Here is a 20,930-nt window from a genome sequence, read left to right as displayed (position 1 = left end):
ATCATGAGCCACACCCTGCTATCCCTGCCCGCCGCCCGCGCGCTGCACCTGGCCGCGCAGGGCATGCTGACCACCCCGCGGCGCAAGGCCGCCAAGGCCGACGTGCTGGCCGCCATCCGCCGCATGGCGCTGCTGCAGATCGACACCATCAGCGTGGTGGCGCGCAGCCCCTACCTGGTGCTGTTCAGCCGCCTGGGCGCCTACGACCCGGCCTGGCTGGACGAGCTGCTGGCCGAGGGCGCGCTGTTCGAATACTGGGCGCACGAAGCCTGCTTCGTGCCGCGCGAGGACTACCGCCTGCTGCGCCACCGCATGCTGAACCCGGCGGCCATGGGCTGGAAGTTCTCGGTGGAATGGATGAAAAAGCACCAGGCCGACATCGAGCAGCTCATTAGCCACATCCGCGACAACGGCCCGGTACGCTCGCGCGACTTCGAACGCCGTAGCGGCAAGGGCAACGGCTGGTGGGACTGGAAACCGGAAAAACGCCACCTGGAAGTGCTGTTCACCAGCGGCCGGCTGATGGTGCGCGAGCGGCAGAACTTCCAGCGCGTATACGACATCGCCGAGCGCGTGCTGCCGGAGTGGAACGATGCCGCCCACCTGCCCGGCGATGACGAGGCGCGGCTGGACATGATCCGCGCCAGCTGCCGCGCGCTGGGGCTGGTGAAGGCCGGCTGGGTGGCCGATTACTACCGGCTGCGCCGCGGCAACGATGCCGCCAGCCTGCACGCGCTGGCCGACGCCGGCGAACTGCTGCCGGTGCGGGTGGATGGTCTGAAGGGCGACTTCTTCGTCCACCACAGCCTGCAGCCGCAGCTGACGTTGGCCGCAAGCGAGCAACTGGCCGCCAGCGCCTGCAGCGTGCTGTCGCCATTCGACCCCATCGTGTGGGACCGCAAGCGCGCCAGCGAGTTGTGGGGCTTCGACTACCGCATCGAGTGCTACACCCCGGCACCCAGGCGCCAGTACGGCTACTTCGTGCTGCCCTTGCTGCTGCGCGGCCGGCTGGCGGGGCGGCTGGATGCCAAGGCGCATCGCGCGCAGGGCGTGTTCGAAGTAAAAGCGCTGTACCTGGAACCCGGCGTGCGGCTCAGCCAGCGCCTGCGCGACGACATCATCAAGGCGCTGCAGCGCGTGGCCGACTGGCACGGCACGCCGCAGCTGCGCTTTGACCGCCTGCCGGCAGGGTGGTAAGCGGCTGGTGAACAGCTCAAGGTTGGCCGCAACGCCGGCGCGGGCGGCTTCAGCCACCCAGGCGATGCACCCGCTCCAGCGAGGGAAAGCGTGGGCACAGGCTGTGCCACAACTGCCCGCTATCGTAAGGCGGCAGCAGAAAGCGGCGGAAAGCCGGCAACGCCGCCTCACTCAGTGCCGGCGTAGCATCCCTGTCGAAGAAGAACGATAGCTGCGCCGCCTGTGCCAGCCACTGCTGGCTTTCGCGCAGCACCGGCGCCTCCGGCGGCGGGCCGTCGCGCAGCGGCAGCAGCTGGAAGGCGGTCTCGCCATACCGGGCCAGCAGTTCGCCATGCGTCAGCAGGAAGTCGATGAAGCGCCGTGCCGCCGCACCATGCCGGCTGGTCCTGGGGCGCACCAGCACGTCCAGCGGCGCATCCTCCACTCGCGGTTGCCGCGCATTCATTGCCGGAAACGGAATGAAACCGATGTCGGCCAGCACCGTACGCGGCATATAGGCCAGCGCGAACGAGCCGGCCAGCACCATGCCCACCTGGTAGCGGTACAGATAGGGCAGCACCTCGTCCCATTCCCTGTCCGCCGCGCCGGGCTGGAACATGCCGGCACGCAGCAGCGCCTGCCACTGCGCCAGCACCGCCGCCACGCGCGGGTCGCGGCAGTCGGCCCGGCCGGCCAGCAGCTGCCGGTGGAAGCGGCCGCCGTTCAGGCGCAGATCCAGGTAATCGAACCATGCCGCCGCCGGCCAGCCGCTTTTCGCGCCCAGCCCCAGCGGCGCGATACCCACCGCCTGCAAGTGCTGCAGGATGCTGAGGAACTGCGCCCAGGTGGCCGGCACGCGCAGCCCCAGCGCGGCAAACAGCGAGCGGCGGTACAGCAGCCCCCACGGGTAGTAGCTGACCGGCACCGCCCAGTAGTGCCCGCCTTGCCGCAACCCGCGCATTACCGCCGGCACAAAACGTTCCCGCAACGCCGGCGACAGCAGGTCGTCCACCGGCAGCAGCCAGCCCAGGCGTACCGCCCGCTGCAGGCGCTGCCCGGCAAACCAGAACGCCAGATCGACTTCACGGCGCTGCAGCTGCAGCGCCGTGTCCTGTTTGTAATCCTCCTGCCCGAACACCAGATTGCGCACCCGGATATCCGGATTATCGTGGCGGAACGCCGCCACGATATCGGCCCAGGCACTGCGCTGTGCACCAGAGCTGACCATGAAGGCCAGCGTGAGATCGGGCGGTACATCCACCGCCCGGGCCGGGTCGGCCAGCAGCAGGGCCAGCCACAGCCAGCCGCATCGGATGCTTCGCATCACCACCTCCCGGCATCGGCCCGAGTTCCGAAGTGGCTGCAGTATAGGGAGGCGGCCATGATCTCAATAAAATCAACGTTTTATCGAAATTTTATAGGGCAAGCTGATATGACTGCCGTGGCAGCAAAAGGATGCGCACCGCAGGCGGTGGCGACTGACAGAACGCGGAAAGGAAAGAAAATCGGCCGCAGGCAGATGCCCGCGGCCGGCAGGGAAGGCCGCTGCGTCAGCGCGCCAGGTGGTGCCAGGCGTACAGCAGGATGAGCGCGCCGATCACCGATAGCACCAGCCCGGCCGGATGGAGCATGGCGCCCTCGGCCGGCGGGCTGATCAGACGGGCGATGAAGCCGCCCACGAACGAGCCGGCGATGCCCAGCACACCGGTCATGAGCAGGCCGAGGTGTTCCGAACCGGGCATGATGAGCCTGGCGATGGCACCAACAACGATACCGACAATGAACATCCAGAGGATGTGCAACATGGTGAAGCCCTCCACTCAAGAGATTGTTCAGGGAGTCGGAATTCTGGCATATAGAATCCCGCTGTCCCGCGCCGTTGCGCCATTTCAGACAATTACCATATAGCACACTGCCGGCAGCAGCCGGCCCTGCGGCCAACCCCTTGTCGGCTCAGGCCAGCTGCAGGCGGCGCTGCTGACGCAGGGTGTGAATGCCGGTGAGGATGATGGCGCCCCAGATCGGGCCGTAGGTGAACAGCGTGCCGGCGGTCACCGGCTCGCGCAGCACGGTAATGGCCAGCACGAACAGCAGCGCCGGCTCCACGTAGCCCAGCAGACCCCACAGCCCCATGGGCAGCAGGTGGCTGGCGGCGATATTGCACAGCAGCGCCACCGAACTCACCAGCCCCAGCCCCGGCAGCAGCAGCCAGTATTTGAACTCGCGCAGCACCACCCAGCCGGACGGGTCCTGCCACAGCAGCAGCACGATCGCCAACGGCAGCATCAGCGCCATTTCCAGCGCGAAGCCGCACACCGCGTCCAGCCCGGTCATGCGGCGCAGCACGAAGTAGGGCGGGTAGCCCAGCACCACCAGCAGCGTCGGCCAGGCGAGGCCGCGGGTGAGCCAGATCTCGTGCGCCACACCCAGCAGCGCCAGTGCCACCGCCAGCGCCTGCAGCCGGTACAGTTTTTCGCCGTACAGCAGACGGCCTACCAGCACCATCACCAGCGGCGCCAGGAAGTAACCCAGCGACACCGCCACCACCTGGCCGTGGAACGGCGCCCACAGGAACAGCCACAGCTGCACCCCCATCATCGCCGTCATCAGCGGCACCAGCAGCATCAGCTTCGGTTCGCGCAGCCGCCGGCAGGTATCGATGAAGGCCTGGCGCTTGCCGGACAATTGCAGGATCAGCAGCACGCCGGGCAGGGTGCAGACAATACGCCAGGCAAAAATGGCCACGCTGTCCAGCGGTGCCAGCAGGGTGACGTAGCCCGGCAGCATGGCAAACAGCGATGACGCCAGCAGCGACAGCGCAATGCCGCGCGGCGACGGGGCGGTGGGGTGAGACATGACAAAACCGTTCGATAGATGGGGGGAGGCCCTATCCTGCCTGTGCTGCGTCGCAGCAGCAAGCCGCACGCGCCCTGTTTTAGTGCATTGGCGACGGTAATGCGCCGCTATCGGCCGCCTGCAGCACGGCGCGCAGCCGCGGCAGCACGAAATCGAGAAACACCTGGTACTTGCGCGGCAGCGGCAAGCGGTAGGGGTGCACCAGGAACACCGGCCAGCGGTCGCTGTGCCAGCCCGGCAGCACCCGCTGCAACTGCCCGCTCGCCAGCGCCGGCGCCGCCAGGAAGTCCGGCAGCGCACCGATGCCGTGCCCCAGCAGGGTAAGCGTCAGGTTGTTCTGGTACAGATTGCAATCCAGCAGCGGCGCAGGCTGCGTCAGCGAGCGCAGTTCCTCGCCGCGGCACAGCGTCAGGCAGCTACCGTCCATGATCAGCCGGTGTGCGGCCAGCTCCTCCGGCGTCTGCGGCCAACCTTGTGCCGCCAGGTAGCCCGGCGCGGCATACAGCGCTTCTTCCACCCAGCCCAGCGGCCGCGCCACCAGCGAGTCGTCGTGCACCTTGCGCGAGCGCACGCAGAAGTCCAGCACGTCGGCAATCGGGTCCTGCACGCGGTTGTTCACCTCCAGCCGCAGCTGCAGGCCGGGCTGTTCGCGGGCCAGCTCGGCCAGGATAGGCGCCAGCAACTGCGATACCGACACATAGGTGCTCACCACCAGCGGGCCTTCCACCGCGCACTGCGCGCTGTCCACCGCCGGCTGCATCTGCAGCAGGCTCTGGCGCAGCGCCTCGGCATGCGGCAGCAGCCGCTGCCCGGCCTCGGTGAGTGCCAGCCGGCGGGTGGTGCGCAACACCAGCACCGCCCCCAGCTGCTTCTCCAGCGCCTTCAGCCGCAGGCTGACCATGCTCTTGGTACAGCCCAGCGCCTCTGCGGCGGCGGTGAAACTGCCGCAGCGAGCCAGCGCTTCGAATGCCAGCACTTCGTCTGGCGATGGCATTGTTTTCATTTTCTCGACAAACCATCAAGGAATAGGCAGTTTATTCCCACAACATAGCAGATTAGGCTGACATCTGTCGCCACCACTCAACAGTGAGGATGTCATGAAACTGCTACGCCAGCTGTTCGATCACCTGTTTTCACCCCGCCTGCTGCACGTGGAACCGCCCCTGCCCTGCGCCGAACAACGGCTGGAGCAGCTGCGCCACCAGGCAGACAGCCTCAGCCGCGGCCGCTGGGTGTGATGCCGGCCATCCGGACGGCAGCCATCGCTGCCGTCCGCGGCTACAATGCCGTTTTCCCGCCACGCCAGCCGCCATGTCATTGATCTACCACGCCCACGTCTACTTCCTGCCGGAACAGGCCGAGTTCGCCGCCGCGCTGCATGCCACCCTGAGCGCGCAACTGCCGCCAGGCTGCTGGCTGGGGCGGCTGATCCACCGCGAGGTTGGCCCGCATACCCGGCCGATGTTCGAGATCGACTTTGCCGACAGCCTGCTACCCGCCGTACGTACACTGCTGGAAAAACACCGCGGCCAGCTGCCGGTGCTGCTGCACCCGCAACTGGCCGACGAACTGGCCGCCCACACCACGGCGGCAAGCTGGCTGGGCGAGCCGCTGCCGCTGAAGCTGGAAACGCTGTCCCGCGCCTAGTCACCGCTGGCCGGGCTGGATGTTTCCGGCGCGTGCGGCGGCTGTTTGCCCAGCTGCTGCGCCAGCTGGCGCTGCCCCTGCTTGAGCAGGTCCAGATCCGACAGCATCTCCCAGGTCAGGTGATCCAGCCGCTTGTGCAGGCCGTCGATGGCGTTTTCCGACTTCAGGTTCACCTCGAAGTCGCGAATCATGGTCATGCGGTCGCGCGCAGCCTGGCGGTTCTGCGACATCATGATGATGGGCGCCTGGATGGCCGCCAGCATCGACAGCATCAGGTTCAGGAAGATATACGGGTAGGGATCGACTGCCTGTGTACCCAGCACGAAGGTGTTCACCAGCGCCCAGGCCAGCAGAAAGCCCATGAACAGCAGGATGAAGGTCCACGAGCCGCCGAACTCGGCCACGCGGTCGGACAGCCGCTCGCCCAGGGTGGGGCCGTTGTCCAGCAGCGTGCTTTCCGGGCGCACCGACTGCAGCTTGCGCGAGATGCGCATCAAGGCCTGCAGCTCACGGTCGGCCAGGCCGCCGACGCCGGTATGCAGAAGGTGCTCGGCCAGGTATTTGATGTCTTTGCTGGTAGGGTTCATGCGGCACCTCTGAACGAAATAGTGTTGTCTCTACGGTATTTTCCAATTCCTGCCCACTGCCCGCACGCACTGTCTTGTGTCCAGATGTAATCGGGAAACAAAACAGGCCGCCCGCAGGCAGCCCGTTGCAGCTCATGACGCAAGCCGCATCAGCCGCTGTTGCGCAGGCCGGCGGAGATGCCGTTGATGGTGAGGTGGATGGCGTACAGCGCCTCTTCGTCGTCCGGCTGGTCGCGCAGGCGCTTGAGCAGCTCCACCTGCAGCAGGTTGAGTGCATCCAGGTAGGGCAGGCGGGTATCCAGCGAGCGCGCCAGCGTCGGGTTGCCCTGCAGCAGCTTTTCCTGGCCGGTGATGGAGAAGAATGCGGCCAACGTTGCATCGAACTCGGCCTGCAGGCGGCCGAACAGGCGGTCGGCCAGCGCGGCATCGCCCACCAGCGCGGCGTAGCGGCGCGTAATCTGCAGATCGGCCTTGGCCAGTACCTGTTCCATATTGGACAGCATCACCTGCAGGAAGGGCGAGCCGCTGTACAGCGCCTGCAGCCGTGCCAGGCCGACCGCTTCGCCGTGGGCATCGAGGAAGGCGCGCACCGCGCTGCCAAAGCCGTACCAGCCCGGCAGCATCACCCGCGACTGCGACCAGGAGAACACCCACGGAATGGCGCGCAGGTCCTTGATGCTGGCCAGCGTCTTGCGCGAGGCCGGGCGGCTGCCGATGTTGAGCTTGGCGATGGCGCCGATCGGGGTGGCCTCCATGAAGTACTGCATGAAGCCGTCCGATTCCACCAGCGCGCGGTAGGCGCGGAAGGCGCTGTCGGACAGCTCGGCCACCGCGCTTTCGTCGGTGATGCGGCTGTCGCCGTGCGCCAGGGTGGATTCCAGCGTGGCGGCCACCAGCGCTTCCAGGTTGCGGGTGGCGTTGTCCGGGTCGGCGAACTTGGCGGTGATCACCTCGCCCTGCTCGGTGATGCGGATGCGGCCAACCACGGTGCCTGCCGGCTGCGCCATGATGGCCTCGTAGGACGGGCCGCCGCCGCGGCCCACCGAGCCGCCGCGGCCGTGGAACAGGCGCATCCGGATGCCGGCCTTGTCGAACACGCGCACCAGGCGCTGCTCGGCCTGGTACAGCTGCCACTGGCTGGTGACATAGCCGCCGTCCTTGTTGCTGTCGGAGTAGCCCAGCATCACTTCCTGCACCTCGCCACGGCTCTTCAGCAGCTGCTGGTACCACGGCAGGGCAAACAGCTGCTGCATGATGCTGGCGGAGGCGTCGAGGTCGGCAATGGTTTCGAACAGCGGCACCAGGTTCAGGCTGATGGCCGGCACGCCGCCATCCAGGCGCAGCAGGCCGCACTCCTTGCACAGCAGTGCCAGCGCCAGGATGTCGGACACGCTGGCGCAGTTGGAGATGATGCACTGCGCGATGGCGCCGTCGCCGAACTGGCGCTGCACCAGCGCCGCTTCGCGGAAGATGCCCAGCTCTTTTTCGCTGTCGGCGCTGTAGCTGAGGTAGGGCGAGTACAGCAGGCGCGGCGTGGCCAGTTCGCGCAGCAGCACGCGCACGCGCGCCGGTTCGTCCAGCGCGTCGTATTGCTCCAGGTTGGCGTGGGCGAACAGTTCGCTGACCACGCCGGCATGTTTTTCGGCGTGCTGGCGCAGGTCCAGCGGCATCAGGTAGAAGCCGAACACGTCCACCGCGCGCAGCAGTTTGCCCAGACGGCCGTCGATCAGCAGGGCGCTGCCGTGCTCGGTCAGCGAATCGGCCAGCGTCTGCAGCTCGGCCTGCAACTCGGAGGCGGAAGCGTAGGGCTCGCCGGCGCTCCAGCGGCCACGCAGCGGCAGGCCCAGGCCGGCCGCGGTGGCGGACAGGCGGCCTTCGATGCTGGCCAGCGCCAGGCGGTAGGGTTCTTCCTTGCGGCTGATGGCGGTATCCGGCGAAGCGGTGGCCAGGCGCTGCACCCCGGCGGATACCTGCACGTGGCGCTGCGACAGCGACAATTCACGGTACAGGCCGGCCAGTTCGTAGAAGTAATGCTTGAACGCCACTTCAGCCTGACGCTTCACCGCGTGGCGCAGCACGCCGGCGTCGACATTGGGGTTGCCGTCTCGGTCGCCACCGATCCAGCTGCCCACGCGCAGGAAGGACGGGATGTCGGCGCGCTCGCCCCACAGTTCGCGAATCTGCTTGCCCAGGCGGTCGTACAGCGCCGGGATGGACTGGAAGAAGGACAGCGGGTGGTAGGCGACGCCGTTTTCGATCTCGTCGGCTACCGTCATCTTGAACGGGCGGATCTCGGTGGTCTGCCACAGCGCGTGGATCACGCGGGTGAGCTTGGCCTCCACTTCCTGCTCTTCTTCCGGAGTGATCTCCACGGAAGACAGCTGCTGCAGGAACTTGCGCACTGCCCGGTGGCCATCCAGCACGCTCTGGCGCTGCACCTCGGTGGGGTGCGCGGTGAGCACGGCGCTGACGCTGGCCTCCTGCAGCGCGGCGTTCAGCTGTGCAAACGGCACGCCAGCCTCGTGAATGGTGGACAGCGCCCGCGACAGGCTGCCGCGCTGCGGCGCGCTGCCGGCACGCTGGTGCGCACGGCGGCGGCGGGCGTGGTGCAGGTCTTCGGCAATATTGAACAGCTGCGAATACAGGCCGCAGGCACGCACCAGCGCGGTGGTGGCGGCCGGGGTGAGCCGCTGCACCAGTTCGTCGGCGCGCTTGTCGTGCTGCAGCGCGCCAGCGGGAATGGCGCGGATTTCATCCACTACTTCGTCGCCGGCCTGTTCGCGCAGCAGCGCTTCCAGCAGGCGGTTGAGCCGCGCGAGGTCTTCGCGCAGGGGCAGGTCCTTGTCCAGATCAGTCATCTTCTTCCGTTTTCCCTGATAGTCATTGTCGTTGAATCCCGGCAGAATCTGCGCCGCGCTGCCGGCCCCCGTTTCGAGTGGTGTCGTGGCCATGCGCTACGCCTATCCTGTGCTGCTTCGCGCTGCGAAGTGGCGGCTTTATCCCTGCCGCCTTGTCTGCCGCAGCGGAGCGGCTTTTTTCTGTGTTGTGCGGCACCTGCTGTTTTCGCGCCCCGGCATGCGCCAGGCCGGACTTTGCGCCAGCGTGCCATGCCAGGCCGCCGGCTGCTTGCCCGCTCGCCGCCTTCCTGCCGGGCAACGGCGGGCAAACCACTTTTGTGCAGTGCAATGGCCGTGGCTGTCAACCTGTTTGCGCGCCGCGCGCCATTTTGCCGCCGCGCCATGCCCGCACCAGCAGCTCGTGCAGCGCACCATGCCGATCCATCCTGCCGTAAAACCCCGATGCCGTGTAGTTAAACTACACGTACTGTTGCAGCTACACACACTGCCCTGCGTCAAGGTGGTGCGTAGCCGGCGTGCTAGAATTGCGCATCCCCTTTTCGTGCAGGATCGCCGTCCATGAACAAGCTCGTCATCGCCAGCCGCGAAAGCAAACTCGCCATGTGGCAGGCCGAACACATCAAGACCCGCCTGGAGGCCCTCTACCCGCAGCTGCAGGTGGAAATCCTCGGCATGACCACCCAGGGCGACCAGATCCTGGACAAGACGCTGTCCAAGATCGGCGGCAAGGGCCTGTTCGTGAAGGAGCTGGAACAGGCGCTGCAGGACGGCCGCGCCGACATTGCCGTGCACTCCATCAAGGACGTGCCGATGAACCTGCCGACAGGCTTCGCGCTGGCCGCGATCTGCGAACGCGAAGACCCGCGCGACGCCTTTGTTTCCAACACTTACGCCAGCCTGCACGAGCTGCCGGCCGGCGCAGTGGTGGGCACCTCCAGCCTGCGCCGCGAATCGCAGATCCGCGCCCGCTACCCGCACCTTACCGTCAAGCCGCTGCGCGGCAATGTGCAGACCCGCCTGCGCAAGCTGGACGAGGGCGAGTTCGACGCCATCATCCTGGCCGCCGCCGGGCTGAAGCGCCTGGAGCTGGCCGAGCGCATCCGCTGCGAGCTGGCACCGTCGGAAAGCCTGCCGGCAGTGGGCCAGGGCGCACTGGGCATCGAAATCCGCGCCGACCGCAACGACCTCATCGAACTGCTGGCGCCGCTGAACCACGCCGACACCGCCGCCTGCGTCACCGCCGAACGCTCGCTGTCGCGCGTGCTGGGCGGCAGCTGTCAGATTCCCATCGGCGGCTTTGCCACCATCACCGATGACGTGATCACCCTGGGCGGCTTCGTGGCGCACCCGGATGGCTCGGTGATGCTCACCGCCAGCGCCAGCGCGCCGCGCGACTACGCCGACGCGCTGGGCCGTGCGGTAGCCAAGAAGCTGCTGGACCAGGACGCCGGCCCGCTGATCGCGGCCGTCATCGCCGAACAGGCCAACAAGTAAGATGCCCGGCACGCTGCCGCCCACACTGCTACTGGTCCGGCCGCAGGCCCAGGCGCTGCGCCAGCAGGCCGAGCTGGCGGCACTGGGCATCAGCAGCCTGCCGTTCTGCGCGCTGGACACCGTGGCGGATGCCGCGGCGCTGGCTGCACTGCCGCGCCAGGCCGCCGGCAGCGACGGCGTGATCTTCGTCAGCCCTTCCGCCATCGACATCGGCTGGCCGGCCATCGCCGCCAGCCTGCCGCCGCACACGCTGCTGGCCTGTGTCGGTGCCGGCAGCGCCGGCAAGCTGGCCGCCGCCAGCGGCCGCACGGTCATCGCGCCGGACGACGGCAACGACAGTGACGCGCTGCTGGCCCAGCCGGCGCTGCAGCAACTGGCCGGCCAGCGCTGGCTGATCGTGCGCGGAGCCGATGGTCGCGCGCAACTGGGGGCGACCCTTGCCGCGCGCGGCGCTGCCGTCGCCTACGCCGACATCTACCGCCGCGAGCCGCAGCCGCTGGACTGGGCGCTGTTCGAACAATTGCGGCAACACGGCGCGCTTGCCGGCCTGCTGGTCGCCTCCAGCGAGGCCGCCAGCGCGCTGTTTGCCGCCGCCGGCGCCACGCGGCAGCCAGCGTTGGCCGCACAGGTTTTCTTTACCCTGCACCCGCGCATTGCCGAGCGGCTGCGCCAGCTGGGCGCCCGCGATATCCGCCTGTGCGATGGGGGCAGCGCCGCACTGGCGGCCATGCTGCACGGCTGAAACCGCCGGCACAGCACCGCAGCCGGCCGCAGCGGCAGGCGCACATTTCTGGCAGCCCATGTACTTGGGCGTTACAATGCCCTGCATTACCCGGCGTAGATACGCCCCTCTGCTAACCCAGCCGCGCCTTGCGGCCAACTTGCGGTTACCTGTACCCCATGAGCGAAGCCAATTCCGTCAACAGCGGCAGTGCGCTGCCCGCCAAGAAATCCGTCAATCTGGCACTGATCATCGCCATCGCGGCGCTGGGCGTAACCGGCTGGCAATACTTTCAGACCCGCCAGCAGCTGACCGAGGCGCAAACCGCGCTGGCCAGCCGCCTGGCCGAAGCCGGCGGCAGTGCCAAGGCCATGCAGACCCAGACCGAGCAGGCGCTGGCCGCCTCCCGCGCCGCCGAGGCCAAGCTGACGCTGCTGGAAGCGCGCGTCAACGAATCCGCCGGCCAGTACGCCACGCTGGGCGCCATGTACCAGGAACTCACCAAGACCCGCAGCGACTGGCTGCTGTCCGAGGTGGAACACACCCTGGCGGTATCCAGCCAGCAGCTGCAGCTGGCCGGTAACGTCAGCGGCGCCGTCACCGCGCTGGAAATGGTGAGCGACCGCCTGAACCGCGTGGACAGCCCGGCGCTGATCCCGGTGAAGAAGGCCGTGGCCAAGGACCTGGAAACGCTGAAAGCACTGCCCTACCTCGACAGCGTGGGCCTGACCGTAAAACTGGACACCCTGATGCTGGGCGCCGAAACCCTGCCGCTGGTGATCGACCAGCACCGCCTGGCCGGCCAGAGCAGCCCGGCCGCGCTGCCGGCCAACTCGCCGTGGTGGGAGCGGCTGCTCACCGACGTGAGCCACAGCCTGGGCGAGATGGTGCGCATCCGCCGCATGGACAAACCGGAAGCGCTGCTGCTGTCGCCGGAGCAGGCATTCTTCCTGCGCGAAAACCTCAAGCTGCGCCTGCTGGATGCCCGCCTGGCGCTGACCCAGCGTGACGGCCCCAGCTACCAGGCGGATCTCGCCGCCGCCGGCCAGTACGCCAAGCGCTACTTCGACGGCGATGCCCCGGCCACGCAGAAATGGCTGGCCACCCTGGGCGAGCTGGCCACCGCACGCCTGAACATCACCCTGCCGGACCTGTCCGCCAGCCTGAAAGCCGTGCGCGAGGCGCAGGGCACCAAAGTGGAGTAAGCCGTGAGATTCGTACTGTGGATTGTCGGGCTGTTTGCCCTGGCGGTGCTGATCGGGCTGGCCTCTACCGTCAACACCGGATACGCCATCCTGTTCGTGCCGCCGTACCGCATGGAGGTGTCGTTCAACCTGCTGATCGTCGCCATCGTGGTGCTGATCCTGCTGGCCTACGGCGTGCTGCGCCTGATCAGCCTTGCGGCCAACCTGCCGACCGAGGTGCGTGCCTTCCAGCGCCAGAAGCGGCTGAAAGCCTCGCGCCATGCACTGCGCGAAGCGGCACTGGCCATGTTCGAGGGCCGCTACCAGCGCGCCGAACGTGAAGCGATCAAGTCGATCGACGACGAGTACTCCAGCGACAACCAGGCGCTGGCGCTGCTGATCGCCGCCCGCTCCGCCGCCAGCGTGGGCGACAACGCCAAGCGCGATGGCTACCTGTCGCGGCTGGAAGGCATGCCGGAGCGCAGCCAGCTGGCGCGCCACATGGTGGAAGCGCAGATCCGCATGGATGCCAAACAGCCGCTGGAAGCACTGGCCGCGGTGGAACGCGCCCGCGCCATCAGCAGCAACCTCACTTCCGCGCTGCGGCTGGAGCTGAAGATCCGCCTGATGCTGAAACAGCCGGAACAGGTACTGCAGCTCACCGAAAAACTGCTGAAGGCCGACGCGCTGGACGCCGAACGCGCACGCCGCTACCGCCTGGCCGCCTACCGCCAGCAGCTGGCCGGCTTCGCCAGCGAGCGCGAAGTGCGCGACTGGCTCAAGCGCATCCCGGAAGTGGAACGGCAGAACCCGGACCTGGTGTCCGACTGCGCCAAGCAGCTGATCGCCCTGCAGGCCTACGGCGCCGCCGCCGAGGTGATTGCCGGCGCGCTGTCCAATGACGAGCAGGCCACACCGGAGCTGGCACGCGAACTGGGCATGCTGGCCGAGCATATCGACAGCCAGCGCCGCCTGACGCTGATGCGCGACGCCGAGAACTGGCTGAAATCGCGCCCGCACGACCACATGCTGCTGCTGGCGCTGGGCCGCCTGGCACGGGCCGAGCAGCTATGGGGCAAGGCGCAGAGCTACCTGGAAGCCAGCCTGTCGGTGCAGCCGACACTGTGCGCCCATGCCGAGCTGCACCAGCTGTTTGCCACCATCGGCAAGGAAGACAAGGCCGCGCAGCACCAGGCGCTGGCGCTGGAAATCGCGCTGCAGCAGGGCTGCTGAGTTTTTTCCTGCCGATAAAAAAACCGCCCTTCGGGGCGGTTTTTTCTTGCCTGCGGCGCGGCAGCAATTCAGGCCGGCCCGAAACCCAATGCGGCCAACTCTGCCGCCGTCAGATGGCGCCACTGCCCCGGCGGCAGCTCGCCCAGCGTCACCGCGCCCAGCGCCAGCCGGTGCAGCTGCTCCACGCGGTTGCCCGCGGCCGCCACCATGCGCTTCACCTGGTGGTACTTGCCCTGGGTAATGGCCATGTCCAGTACGCAGTCAGCCACCTGTTCGGCACTGTCCGCAGCAAGGGTTTCGTTCTCGTCGTGCAGCAGCACGCCGTCGCGCAGCCGCTGCAGCAGTTCGGCGCTCACCGGGTGCTTGGTGGTGACGCGGTACAGCTTGGGCACCTGTTTCTTCGGCGAGGTCAGCGCGTGCACAAACTGGCCATCGCTGCTGAACAGCAGCAGGCCGGTGGTATCCACGTCCAGCCGCCCCACCGCGCTGATGCCGAGGTTGTTCAGCTGCGGCGGCAGCAGCCGGTACACGCTGGGGTGATGGATGGGCTTGTGCGAGGTTTCGAAGTTGGCCGGCTTGTGCAGCAGCAGGTACAGCGGCAACGTCAGCAGCGGCCAGTCCTCACCATCCACCGTCAGCTGGCGGATGGCCGCCGGCTCCACCGGCGCGCGCCAGTCGTCGATGGTTTCGCCATCCACGGCCACCAGGCCGTAGTCGATCAGCTGCCGGCATTCCTTGCGGCTGCCAAAGCCCTGTTGTTGCAATAAACGGTACAGTTCCATCGCGCCATTCTAGCATTAGCACCGCAGCGCCCCGCGCCCGACGGTGTCAGCGCGTTGTCATGTCAGCTGGTGATTTTTTATTCCAACAACCGTGCTAGCATTGGCTTTTAATAACAAAAACCTTTAGCTAGTCGCGTTATTTGTAATGATTTACCTGGATTCCGGCACGCTGTTGCTCTGCCTGGCCCTGCTGCACCTGCTGTGCGGCGCGATGGTCTGGCTGCTGCAACGCCAGAGCGCCCGATATTACTGGCTGGGCTTCAGCCTTGCCTCCGCCTTGCAAGCCAGCAATACCCTGCCGTTGCTGCCCATGCCGGCCTATCCGCCGGCCTTGCTGATTCCCCTGCTTACCCTGCTCAAGGGCCTGCTGCTGCTGGGCGCCTTCCAGCAGTTGCTGGCCCTGCCACGGCCGGCCCTGCTGCAACGCCAGCATCTGCTGCCACTGTGCGCCATTACCGTGGCGGCAACGCTGCTGCTGCCCGCCGGCCCGCTGCTGGCCACGGTCTGCCCGCTGCTGTTGTCGCTGGCCTGCGGCAGCCAGCTGGCCTGGCTGCTGTGGCAACACGGCCATAACCAGCAGCGTGCGACACGCGTGCTGGCCGGCTACCTGGCCGCCTGGTGCGGCTACCAGCTGCTGCTTGCCCAGGCCATGCCACAGCCGGTGGAGCACCCGGCCATGTCGCCGCTGTTGCTGCTGCCCTTGCTGGCCAATGCCGCCATCCTGCCGCTGTGCTTCATCCATCTGGGCCGTGAGCAGGAGCTGGCGGCGCTACAGCAGCTGGCCCACCTCGACCCGCTGACCGGCATTCTCAACCGGCGTGGCTTCGAGGAGCAGGCCGCACGCCTGTGCGCACTGCACGCGCGCCTGCAGCAGCCACTGGCCTTGCTGGTCATCGATCTGGATTACTTCAAGCGCATCAACGATCGCTTCGGCCACAGCGCGGGTGATAGTGCACTGCGCCGGCTGGCCGCCGTGATCAGCGGCAACATCCGCCGCGGCGACCTGTTCGGCCGCATCGGCGGCGAGGAGTTCTGCCTGCTGCTGCCGCATACCGACATGCCGGGGGCCTGCGAGGTAGCCGCCAAGCTGTCGGCCTGCATTCGTGAAGTGGAGGTAGGCGCCGGCAGCGAGTGCAGCCGGCTGACAGCCAGCATCGGCATCTCCAGCGTGCCGGACTGCGGGCCGCATGGTTGGCCGCAACTGTTCGAGCAGGCCGACCGGCGCCTGCTGCGGGCCAAACGTGCGGGGCGCAACCAGCTGATCTGGTGCGACGCCTGAGCCCATCACGCAGCCGTTTCTTCCTGCGCTGACGCTGCCGGCCTGCACAGCCGGCAGCTCACACCAGCTGTCCTCGCCGTTTCTTCCCGCTCCTCCCGGCAACACCCACCGCTACCCCCTGATGCGGCGAGAGCCTTGCCATAGCGCCGCGCCGTGCATTGCCGTAGCTCCCCGCTCACCAATCCTTCCCCGATCCCGCCATCAGCCAGGCCACTGGCACGGCGGCACTCCGCTTCCTCAGCGTTCAATATGATTTTTACGTAATAAATACATGTTAATCGTAAATATATTACGAATTTTACCTACCAGCACCTGCAGCCCGCCGGAGCACCCCATGGCAGGCCTGCTAAAAATCCGCCAGGCAACCCGGCAAAAACAGGCGGTACCGGCGGCTGCACATCACGCCTGGCCAGCACCATGGCCACCCACCGCAAAAATCAGTGGCGGGGACAAAACATGCCCGGGCTCGACCCACACCAGCTGCGCCCAACCTGCCGCGCTGAACAACCCGCCATTGCGGCAATCCAGTGCAGCACCCTCATTCGACACATCCCTCACTCTCCGGCCGCACGGAAGGCATTGCACGAAAAGCGCGGCAAGGGAGCCGCCACCCCGAAGGCGTAGCCAGCGGCGAGCATCGCCCTGTTACCCAGCAGCCGTGCCCAGTCGCAACGTTGGCCGCAACGTTGGCCGCAACGTTAGCCGCAACGGCCGGCAACACCAGGCAGCGAGCGCCACAACCCGATCTTTCCCGCAGAAAGCCGGACATCATCCTTGATAGCAGCCATATGACGCTTTTGCCGACACAACTGGCCAACGCCAATCGGCAAGCAGTTGACGCCAGGCAGCACTTGATCAAACCTCACACGGTAAGCAGCACATCGAATTGCATATTCATACTTTGTAAACCCGGCCTGCCCAGCCGTTTTCGCCCGGCCTCGCGCTTACCCGCGAGCGGGTAAACAGCGCCTTTCCACAGGAGTCACCATGTTGCTCAGCCCGGAACAATTGCTTGCCTTTCTGCCCGCCGCGGTACTGATTACCCTGTCGCCCGGCCCGGACAACCTGATGGTGCTGAGCCTGGGTGTGGCCCGTGGCCGCAAGAGCGGCATGGTGTTCGGCCTGGGTTGTGCGCTGGGTTGCCTGAGCCACACGCTACTGGCCGCGCTGGGCGTAAGCGCGCTGATTGCCGCCACGCCGTGGGCGCTGCTGGGGCTGAAGGTGCTGGGTGGCGGCTATCTGGTGTGGCTGGGCTGGCAGGCGCTGCACAGTGCCGGCAGCCGGCTGCAACCGGCGCAGCAGGGCGGCGCGGAACCTTCGCTGCGGCAGCTGTTCGGCAAGGGGCTGGTGGCCAATGCCGTCAATCCCAAGGTGATCCTGTTCTTTCTGGCCTTCCTGCCGCAGTTCATCTCCGGCAGCCAGCATGCCGCCTGGCAGACGGCGCAGCTGGGCGTGCTGTTCACGCTGCAGGCGGCGGTGCTGTTCGGCAGCCTGGGCTATTTCGCCGGCCATGCCGGCCGCTGGCTGAACACCTCGCCACGGCGCGGCATGTGGCTGGATCGCCTGGCCGGCACCGTGTTCATCGGCCTGGGCCTGCGCCTGCTGGTGGTTCGCTGAACGGCCGGAGGCCGCGAAATGCGACAATTTTCAACCCCTGCGGCATAAAGCATCACGACATCTGACAATTGTCGTAACAAGCCATGTGGCAAGCACAGCTTCATGCCAGAATGACCACATGCTCGCCCCTTGCATTCAACCATGCCCGATACCCCGCAACTGGTCAGCGCTCACGGCCAGCGTCTGAAAGTCCTTGCCGCAGGCATCATCATCAGCCTGCTATTGCTCATTGGCGGCAGTATCGAGCTGGCCAGCGCCTATCGCGCCACGCTGGAGCAGGGCTACAACCAGGCGCGGCTGGACAGCATGCTGTTTGCCGAATGGATGCAGCAGGAACTGCGCGAGGTGGAGCTGCTGCAGAACATGCTGTCCGAGCAGCTGGAGGAGCAGGACTTCATCATCAGCAGCGGGCCGCAGCGCAATGCGCTGGAATCGCGGCTGGTGCACGCCATGCGCGGCGTGCCGCAGGCTTACGACATCATGCTGGTGGACCGCCACTGCCAGCTGGTGCTGTCGTTCAAGGTTTCCCCCGGTTTCGATGCCAGCGAAAGCAGCTACTGCAAGGCGATGCTGGCCCCCACCCGTGACGACCGTTTTGTTTCCACCCGCTTTCGCAACGCCAGCGGCGATGACGTGGTGGTGGCTACCCAGCGCGTGCGCGGGCTCAATGGCCGCGTCATCGGCCTGATCGGCACCGTGATCCGCACCGGCGTGTTCCAGCAGCTGCTGGATCGCTCGGTGGTGAGCGGCCGCTACGACGAAATGGCCTTTCTCGACAGCCGCCTGCAGCTGCTGGCGCGCATGCCCATGCTGTCGGGTGACGCCGCCCAGGCAGTGGACGACCGCGAGGCGCGGGCCATGCTGGCCCGCAGCGACAGCGAAGCCAGCTACGAGCGCCGCTCGCCACTGGATGGCCGCAGCCGGCTGTACTCGGTGCGCAAGATCGACCGCCTGCCGCTGCTGGTCACCGTGGGGCTGGACAAGGACACGCTGCTGCAGGGCTGGCAGCTTCGCGCCTGGCTGTCGCTGCTGGCCTGGCTGCTGGTCAGCGCCCTGGCTGCCTACTGTGTGACGCGCTACCAGCAGGGCAGCCGCAAGCTGGAAAAACTGGCCATCCGCAGCATTGCCGTCGACCACGCCGCCGAGGCCATCGTGATCGCCAATGCCGAAGGCGCGGTGGAGTACGTCAACCCGGCGTTCGAGCGCCTCACCGGCCTTGGCAATGCCGACGTGCAGGGCAAAATCCAGCTGGCCGAGCTGCTGCTGGCCGAGCATCCGGACCTGAAAAACACCATGGTGGAAACGCTGATCTCCGGCGATACCTGGCGCGGCGAGCTGGCCAGCAAGCACCGCGACGGCCACCCGTACCACGAAACCATCTCGGTAGCGCCGGTGCTGTCGCCGGAAGGCCGCGTACAGTACACGGTGGCGATCAAGCACGATATCAGCGACGCCAAGCTGCTGCAGGCCGAGCTGCAACGGCTGGCCAACACCGACGAGCTGACCGGCCTGTACAACCGCCGCCAGTTCATGCAGCGCACCAGCGAGGAAATCGCCCGCAGCCAGCGCTGGGATCGCCCGCTGACACTGGCCATGCTCGACCTGGACCACTTCAAGCAGGTCAACGACCGCTACGGCCACCCGTTTGGCGACGAAGTGCTGCGCCGCTTCGCCGCCTGCTGCCAGACCACGGTACGGCTGGAGGATGTCTGCGGCCGGCTCGGCGGCGAGGAATTCGCCATCCTGCTACCGGACACCGACCGCTACAGCGCCAGCCAGGTCATGGAACGGGTACGCGAGGCGGTGGCCGCGCTGCAGCTGCCCAACCCGCTGGGCGGCATGCCGGTGCAGTTCACCGTCAGCATCGGCATCAGCGAGCTATACCCGGGCGATGCCACCGCCACGCCGATGATGGCGCGCGCCGACGCGGCGCTGTACCTGGCCAAGCAGGAAGGCCGCAACCGGGTGCGCACCGGCTAGCCGTTTGCGCTGGCGCAAACGTTGGCCGCAAGCCGGCGCTGTGTCCGCCCGATAGCCGCCATCTGTGCCTGTCTGCCCCCCTGGACGCTGCCTAAGCTCGGCGCGTACAACTCATCGGGCGCAGATCATGGCCATTCCCATCCATTTCGTTTCCAGCAAGGTCTACCCGCGGCTTACCGGCGGGCGTTTCAACAACTGGCGCATCGCCTTCGTGCTGATTACCCAGCTGATCTACTTCGGCCTGCCGTGGCTGCAGTGGGGCGGCCGCCAGGCGGTGCGCTACGACTTCGCCAGCATGCGCGGCTACCTGTTCGGCCTGACGCTGCTGCCGCAGGACCTGATCTACCTGGCCGGCAGCCTGATCATTGCCGCGCTGGGGCTGTTCCTGTGGACCATGCTGGCCGGGCGGCTGTGGTGCGGCTTTTCCTGCCCGCAAACGGTGTACAGCCAGATCATGCTGTGGCTGGAGCGCTGGGTGGAAGGCCCGCCCAATGCCCGCCGCCGGCTTGATGCCGCACCGTGGGGCGCGGAGAAACTGCTGAAGAAGGGCAGCACGCAAACACTGCTGCTGCTGTTCTCGCTGTGGACCGGCCTGACCCTGGTGGGCTATTTCACCCCGATGCGCGAGCTTGCGGCCAACCTTGGCGCCGGCCATATCGGCCCATGGGAAGCCATGTTCGCGCTGGGCTATGCCGCCTTTACCTGGCTGCTGGCCGGCCACCTGCGCGAGCAGGTCTGCAAGCACATGTGCCCGTACGCCCGCTTCCAGGGCGCCATGTTCGACGACCACACCTTGCTGGTGGCCTATGACCAGGCCCGCGGCGAGCCGCGCGGCGCCCGGCGCAAGGAAGCCGCCACCGCCGCAGCGCAAGGCGACTGCGTGGACTGCGGCCTGTGCGTGCAAGTGTGTCCCACCGGCATCGACATCCGCGCCGGGCTGCAATACGAGTGCATCGGCTGTGGCCTGTGCGCCGACGCCTGCGACACGGTAATGGACAAGCTGGCCGCGCCGCGCGGGCTGATCCGCTTCACCACCCAGCATGCGCTGGCCAGCGGCAAGCCGCCGCGGCTGTGGCAACGCCCGCGCGCACTGGTCTACGGCGGGCTGATCGCCACGGTCACCGTGGCCATGCTGGCCAGCCTGGCGCTGCGCCAGCCGTTCCGTGTCGATATCCTGCGCGACCGCGCGGTGATGGCGCGCGAAACGCCGGACGGCAATATTGAGAACGCCTATACCGTGCGCATCTTCAACACCCTGCCGCAAGCGCGGCAGTACCGGCTGGCGGTGAATGGCGAAGGCGTGGTGGCGGCGCAGCCGGCGGAACCGCTGCTGGTGCCGGCCGATGGCGACCGCAGCTTTATCGTTACCGTGGCCGCCGACCCGAACCAGCTGGCGCGCGGCAGCCATGCGGTGACATTCACCCTGCAGGATGCGGCCAACCCGCAGCAACGGGTTAGCGAGGAAGCGCGGCTGCTGATGCCGTAAGAGCGTGTTCACGATCGGCTGCGCGTCGGC

18 protein-coding genes are annotated in these 20,930 nt (G+C 67.1%); 11 read left to right on the top strand and 7 right to left on the bottom strand.

Annotated features, from left to right (window positions below; genetic code table 11):
* Positions 1–3 precede the first annotated feature (3 nt).
* Positions 4–1,197, top strand: a complete 1,194-nt coding sequence (locus PSELUDRAFT_RS06200) for a winged helix-turn-helix domain-containing protein (protein WP_088966019.1) — start codon at positions 4–6, stop codon at positions 1,195–1,197.
* A 49-nt stretch (positions 1,198–1,246) separates the two neighbouring features.
* Here PSELUDRAFT_RS06200 and PSELUDRAFT_RS06195 read toward each other — a convergent pair whose 3' ends face one another.
* The 4 genes from PSELUDRAFT_RS06195 to PSELUDRAFT_RS06180 form a co-directional block, all read right to left on the bottom strand.
* Positions 1,247–2,500 carry an ABC transporter substrate-binding protein gene (locus PSELUDRAFT_RS06195; RefSeq protein ID WP_088966018.1) on the bottom strand — a complete coding sequence of 418 codons (1,254 nt, stop codon included), beginning with the start codon at positions 2,498–2,500 and terminating at the stop codon, positions 1,247–1,249.
* 226 nt (positions 2,501–2,726) lie between these two features.
* The gene (locus tag PSELUDRAFT_RS06190) at positions 2,727–2,981 is read right to left on the bottom strand and encodes a GlsB/YeaQ/YmgE family stress response membrane protein (protein WP_088966017.1); all 255 of its coding nucleotides are present in this window, start codon (positions 2,979–2,981) and stop codon (positions 2,727–2,729) included.
* A gap of 148 nt (positions 2,982–3,129) precedes the next feature.
* Entirely contained in the window at positions 3,130–4,032 is a 903-nt protein-coding gene (gene rarD / locus PSELUDRAFT_RS06185) for an EamA family transporter RarD (RefSeq protein WP_088966016.1), read from the bottom strand.
* A 79-nt stretch (positions 4,033–4,111) separates the two neighbouring features.
* Positions 4,112–5,026 carry a LysR family transcriptional regulator gene (locus PSELUDRAFT_RS06180; protein ID WP_231895317.1) on the bottom strand — a complete coding sequence of 305 codons (915 nt, stop codon included), beginning with the start codon at positions 5,024–5,026 and terminating at the stop codon, positions 4,112–4,114.
* 103 nt (positions 5,027–5,129) lie between these two features.
* Here PSELUDRAFT_RS06180 and PSELUDRAFT_RS19245 point away from each other — a divergent pair, with 103 nt between their 5' ends.
* Positions 5,130–5,270 carry a hypothetical protein gene (locus PSELUDRAFT_RS19245; RefSeq protein ID WP_157725030.1) on the top strand — a complete coding sequence of 47 codons (141 nt, stop codon included), beginning with the start codon at positions 5,130–5,132 and terminating at the stop codon, positions 5,268–5,270.
* Positions 5,271–5,343: 73 nt separating this feature from the next.
* Entirely contained in the window at positions 5,344–5,679 is a 336-nt protein-coding gene (locus PSELUDRAFT_RS06175; RefSeq protein ID WP_088966014.1) for a DOPA 4,5-dioxygenase family protein, read from the top strand.
* Here PSELUDRAFT_RS06175 and PSELUDRAFT_RS06170 read toward each other — a convergent pair.
* The gene (locus PSELUDRAFT_RS06170) at positions 5,676–6,266 is read right to left on the bottom strand and encodes a DUF1003 domain-containing protein (protein WP_088966013.1); all 591 of its coding nucleotides are present in this window, start codon (positions 6,264–6,266) and stop codon (positions 5,676–5,678) included. The genes PSELUDRAFT_RS06175 and PSELUDRAFT_RS06170 overlap by 4 nt on opposite strands.
* A gap of 149 nt (positions 6,267–6,415) precedes the next feature.
* Positions 6,416–9,124 (bottom strand): phosphoenolpyruvate carboxylase, encoded by a 2,709-nt coding sequence (ppc, locus tag PSELUDRAFT_RS06165; protein WP_088966012.1) that lies wholly within the window; start codon positions 9,122–9,124, stop codon positions 6,416–6,418.
* A 558-nt stretch (positions 9,125–9,682) separates the two neighbouring features.
* On the opposite strand from ppc, the gene hemC reads away from it, so the two are divergent.
* The 4 genes from hemC to PSELUDRAFT_RS06145 all read left to right on the top strand — a co-directional run bounded on the left by hemC (position 9,683) and on the right by PSELUDRAFT_RS06145 (position 13,756).
* Positions 9,683–10,618 carry a hydroxymethylbilane synthase gene (gene hemC / locus PSELUDRAFT_RS06160; protein ID WP_088966011.1) on the top strand — a complete coding sequence of 312 codons (936 nt, stop codon included), beginning with the start codon at positions 9,683–9,685 and terminating at the stop codon, positions 10,616–10,618.
* Between the two features lies 1 nt (position 10,619).
* The gene (locus PSELUDRAFT_RS06155) at positions 10,620–11,360 is read left to right on the top strand and encodes a uroporphyrinogen-III synthase (RefSeq protein ID WP_088966010.1); all 741 of its coding nucleotides are present in this window, start codon (positions 10,620–10,622) and stop codon (positions 11,358–11,360) included.
* A 158-nt stretch (positions 11,361–11,518) separates the two neighbouring features.
* Positions 11,519–12,544, top strand: a complete 1,026-nt coding sequence (locus tag PSELUDRAFT_RS06150; RefSeq protein WP_088966009.1) for a uroporphyrinogen-III C-methyltransferase — start codon at positions 11,519–11,521, stop codon at positions 12,542–12,544.
* A 3-nt stretch (positions 12,545–12,547) separates the two neighbouring features.
* A complete protein-coding gene (locus PSELUDRAFT_RS06145; RefSeq protein ID WP_088966008.1) occupies positions 12,548–13,756 on the top strand; it encodes a heme biosynthesis HemY N-terminal domain-containing protein in 1,209 nt (402 codons plus the stop codon).
* Positions 13,757–13,824: 68 nt separating this feature from the next.
* Here PSELUDRAFT_RS06145 and PSELUDRAFT_RS06140 read toward each other — a convergent pair whose 3' ends face one another.
* Entirely contained in the window at positions 13,825–14,538 is a 714-nt protein-coding gene (locus tag PSELUDRAFT_RS06140) for a pseudouridine synthase (RefSeq protein WP_088966007.1), read from the bottom strand.
* A gap of 145 nt (positions 14,539–14,683) precedes the next feature.
* Here PSELUDRAFT_RS06140 and PSELUDRAFT_RS06135 point away from each other — a divergent pair, with 145 nt between their 5' ends.
* The 4 genes from PSELUDRAFT_RS06135 (at position 14,684) to ccoG (ending at position 20,900) form a co-directional block, all read left to right on the top strand.
* Positions 14,684–15,817, top strand: a complete 1,134-nt coding sequence (locus PSELUDRAFT_RS06135; RefSeq protein ID WP_088966006.1) for a GGDEF domain-containing protein — start codon at positions 14,684–14,686, stop codon at positions 15,815–15,817.
* A gap of 987 nt (positions 15,818–16,804) precedes the next feature.
* Positions 16,805–17,434: a LysE family translocator gene (locus PSELUDRAFT_RS06130; RefSeq protein WP_088966005.1), complete on the top strand. Its 630-nt coding sequence runs from the start codon at positions 16,805–16,807 to the stop codon at positions 17,432–17,434.
* A 141-nt stretch (positions 17,435–17,575) separates the two neighbouring features.
* Positions 17,576–19,414, top strand: coding sequence for a diguanylate cyclase (locus PSELUDRAFT_RS06125; protein WP_088966004.1), 1,839 nt, complete (start codon positions 17,576–17,578; stop codon positions 19,412–19,414).
* A gap of 127 nt (positions 19,415–19,541) precedes the next feature.
* Positions 19,542–20,900 carry a cytochrome c oxidase accessory protein CcoG gene (gene ccoG, locus PSELUDRAFT_RS06120; protein WP_088966003.1) on the top strand — a complete coding sequence of 453 codons (1,359 nt, stop codon included), beginning with the start codon at positions 19,542–19,544 and terminating at the stop codon, positions 20,898–20,900.
* Positions 20,901–20,930: the final 30 nt, after the last annotated feature.

This window comes from Vogesella sp. LIG4 (genome assembly GCF_900090205.1).
In the GTDB taxonomy this organism is placed as follows: Bacteria; Pseudomonadota; Gammaproteobacteria; order Burkholderiales; family Chromobacteriaceae; genus Vogesella.
The sequence above is the reverse complement of the archived record's forward strand: the minus strand, read 5'-3'. Positions and strand labels throughout refer to the sequence as shown.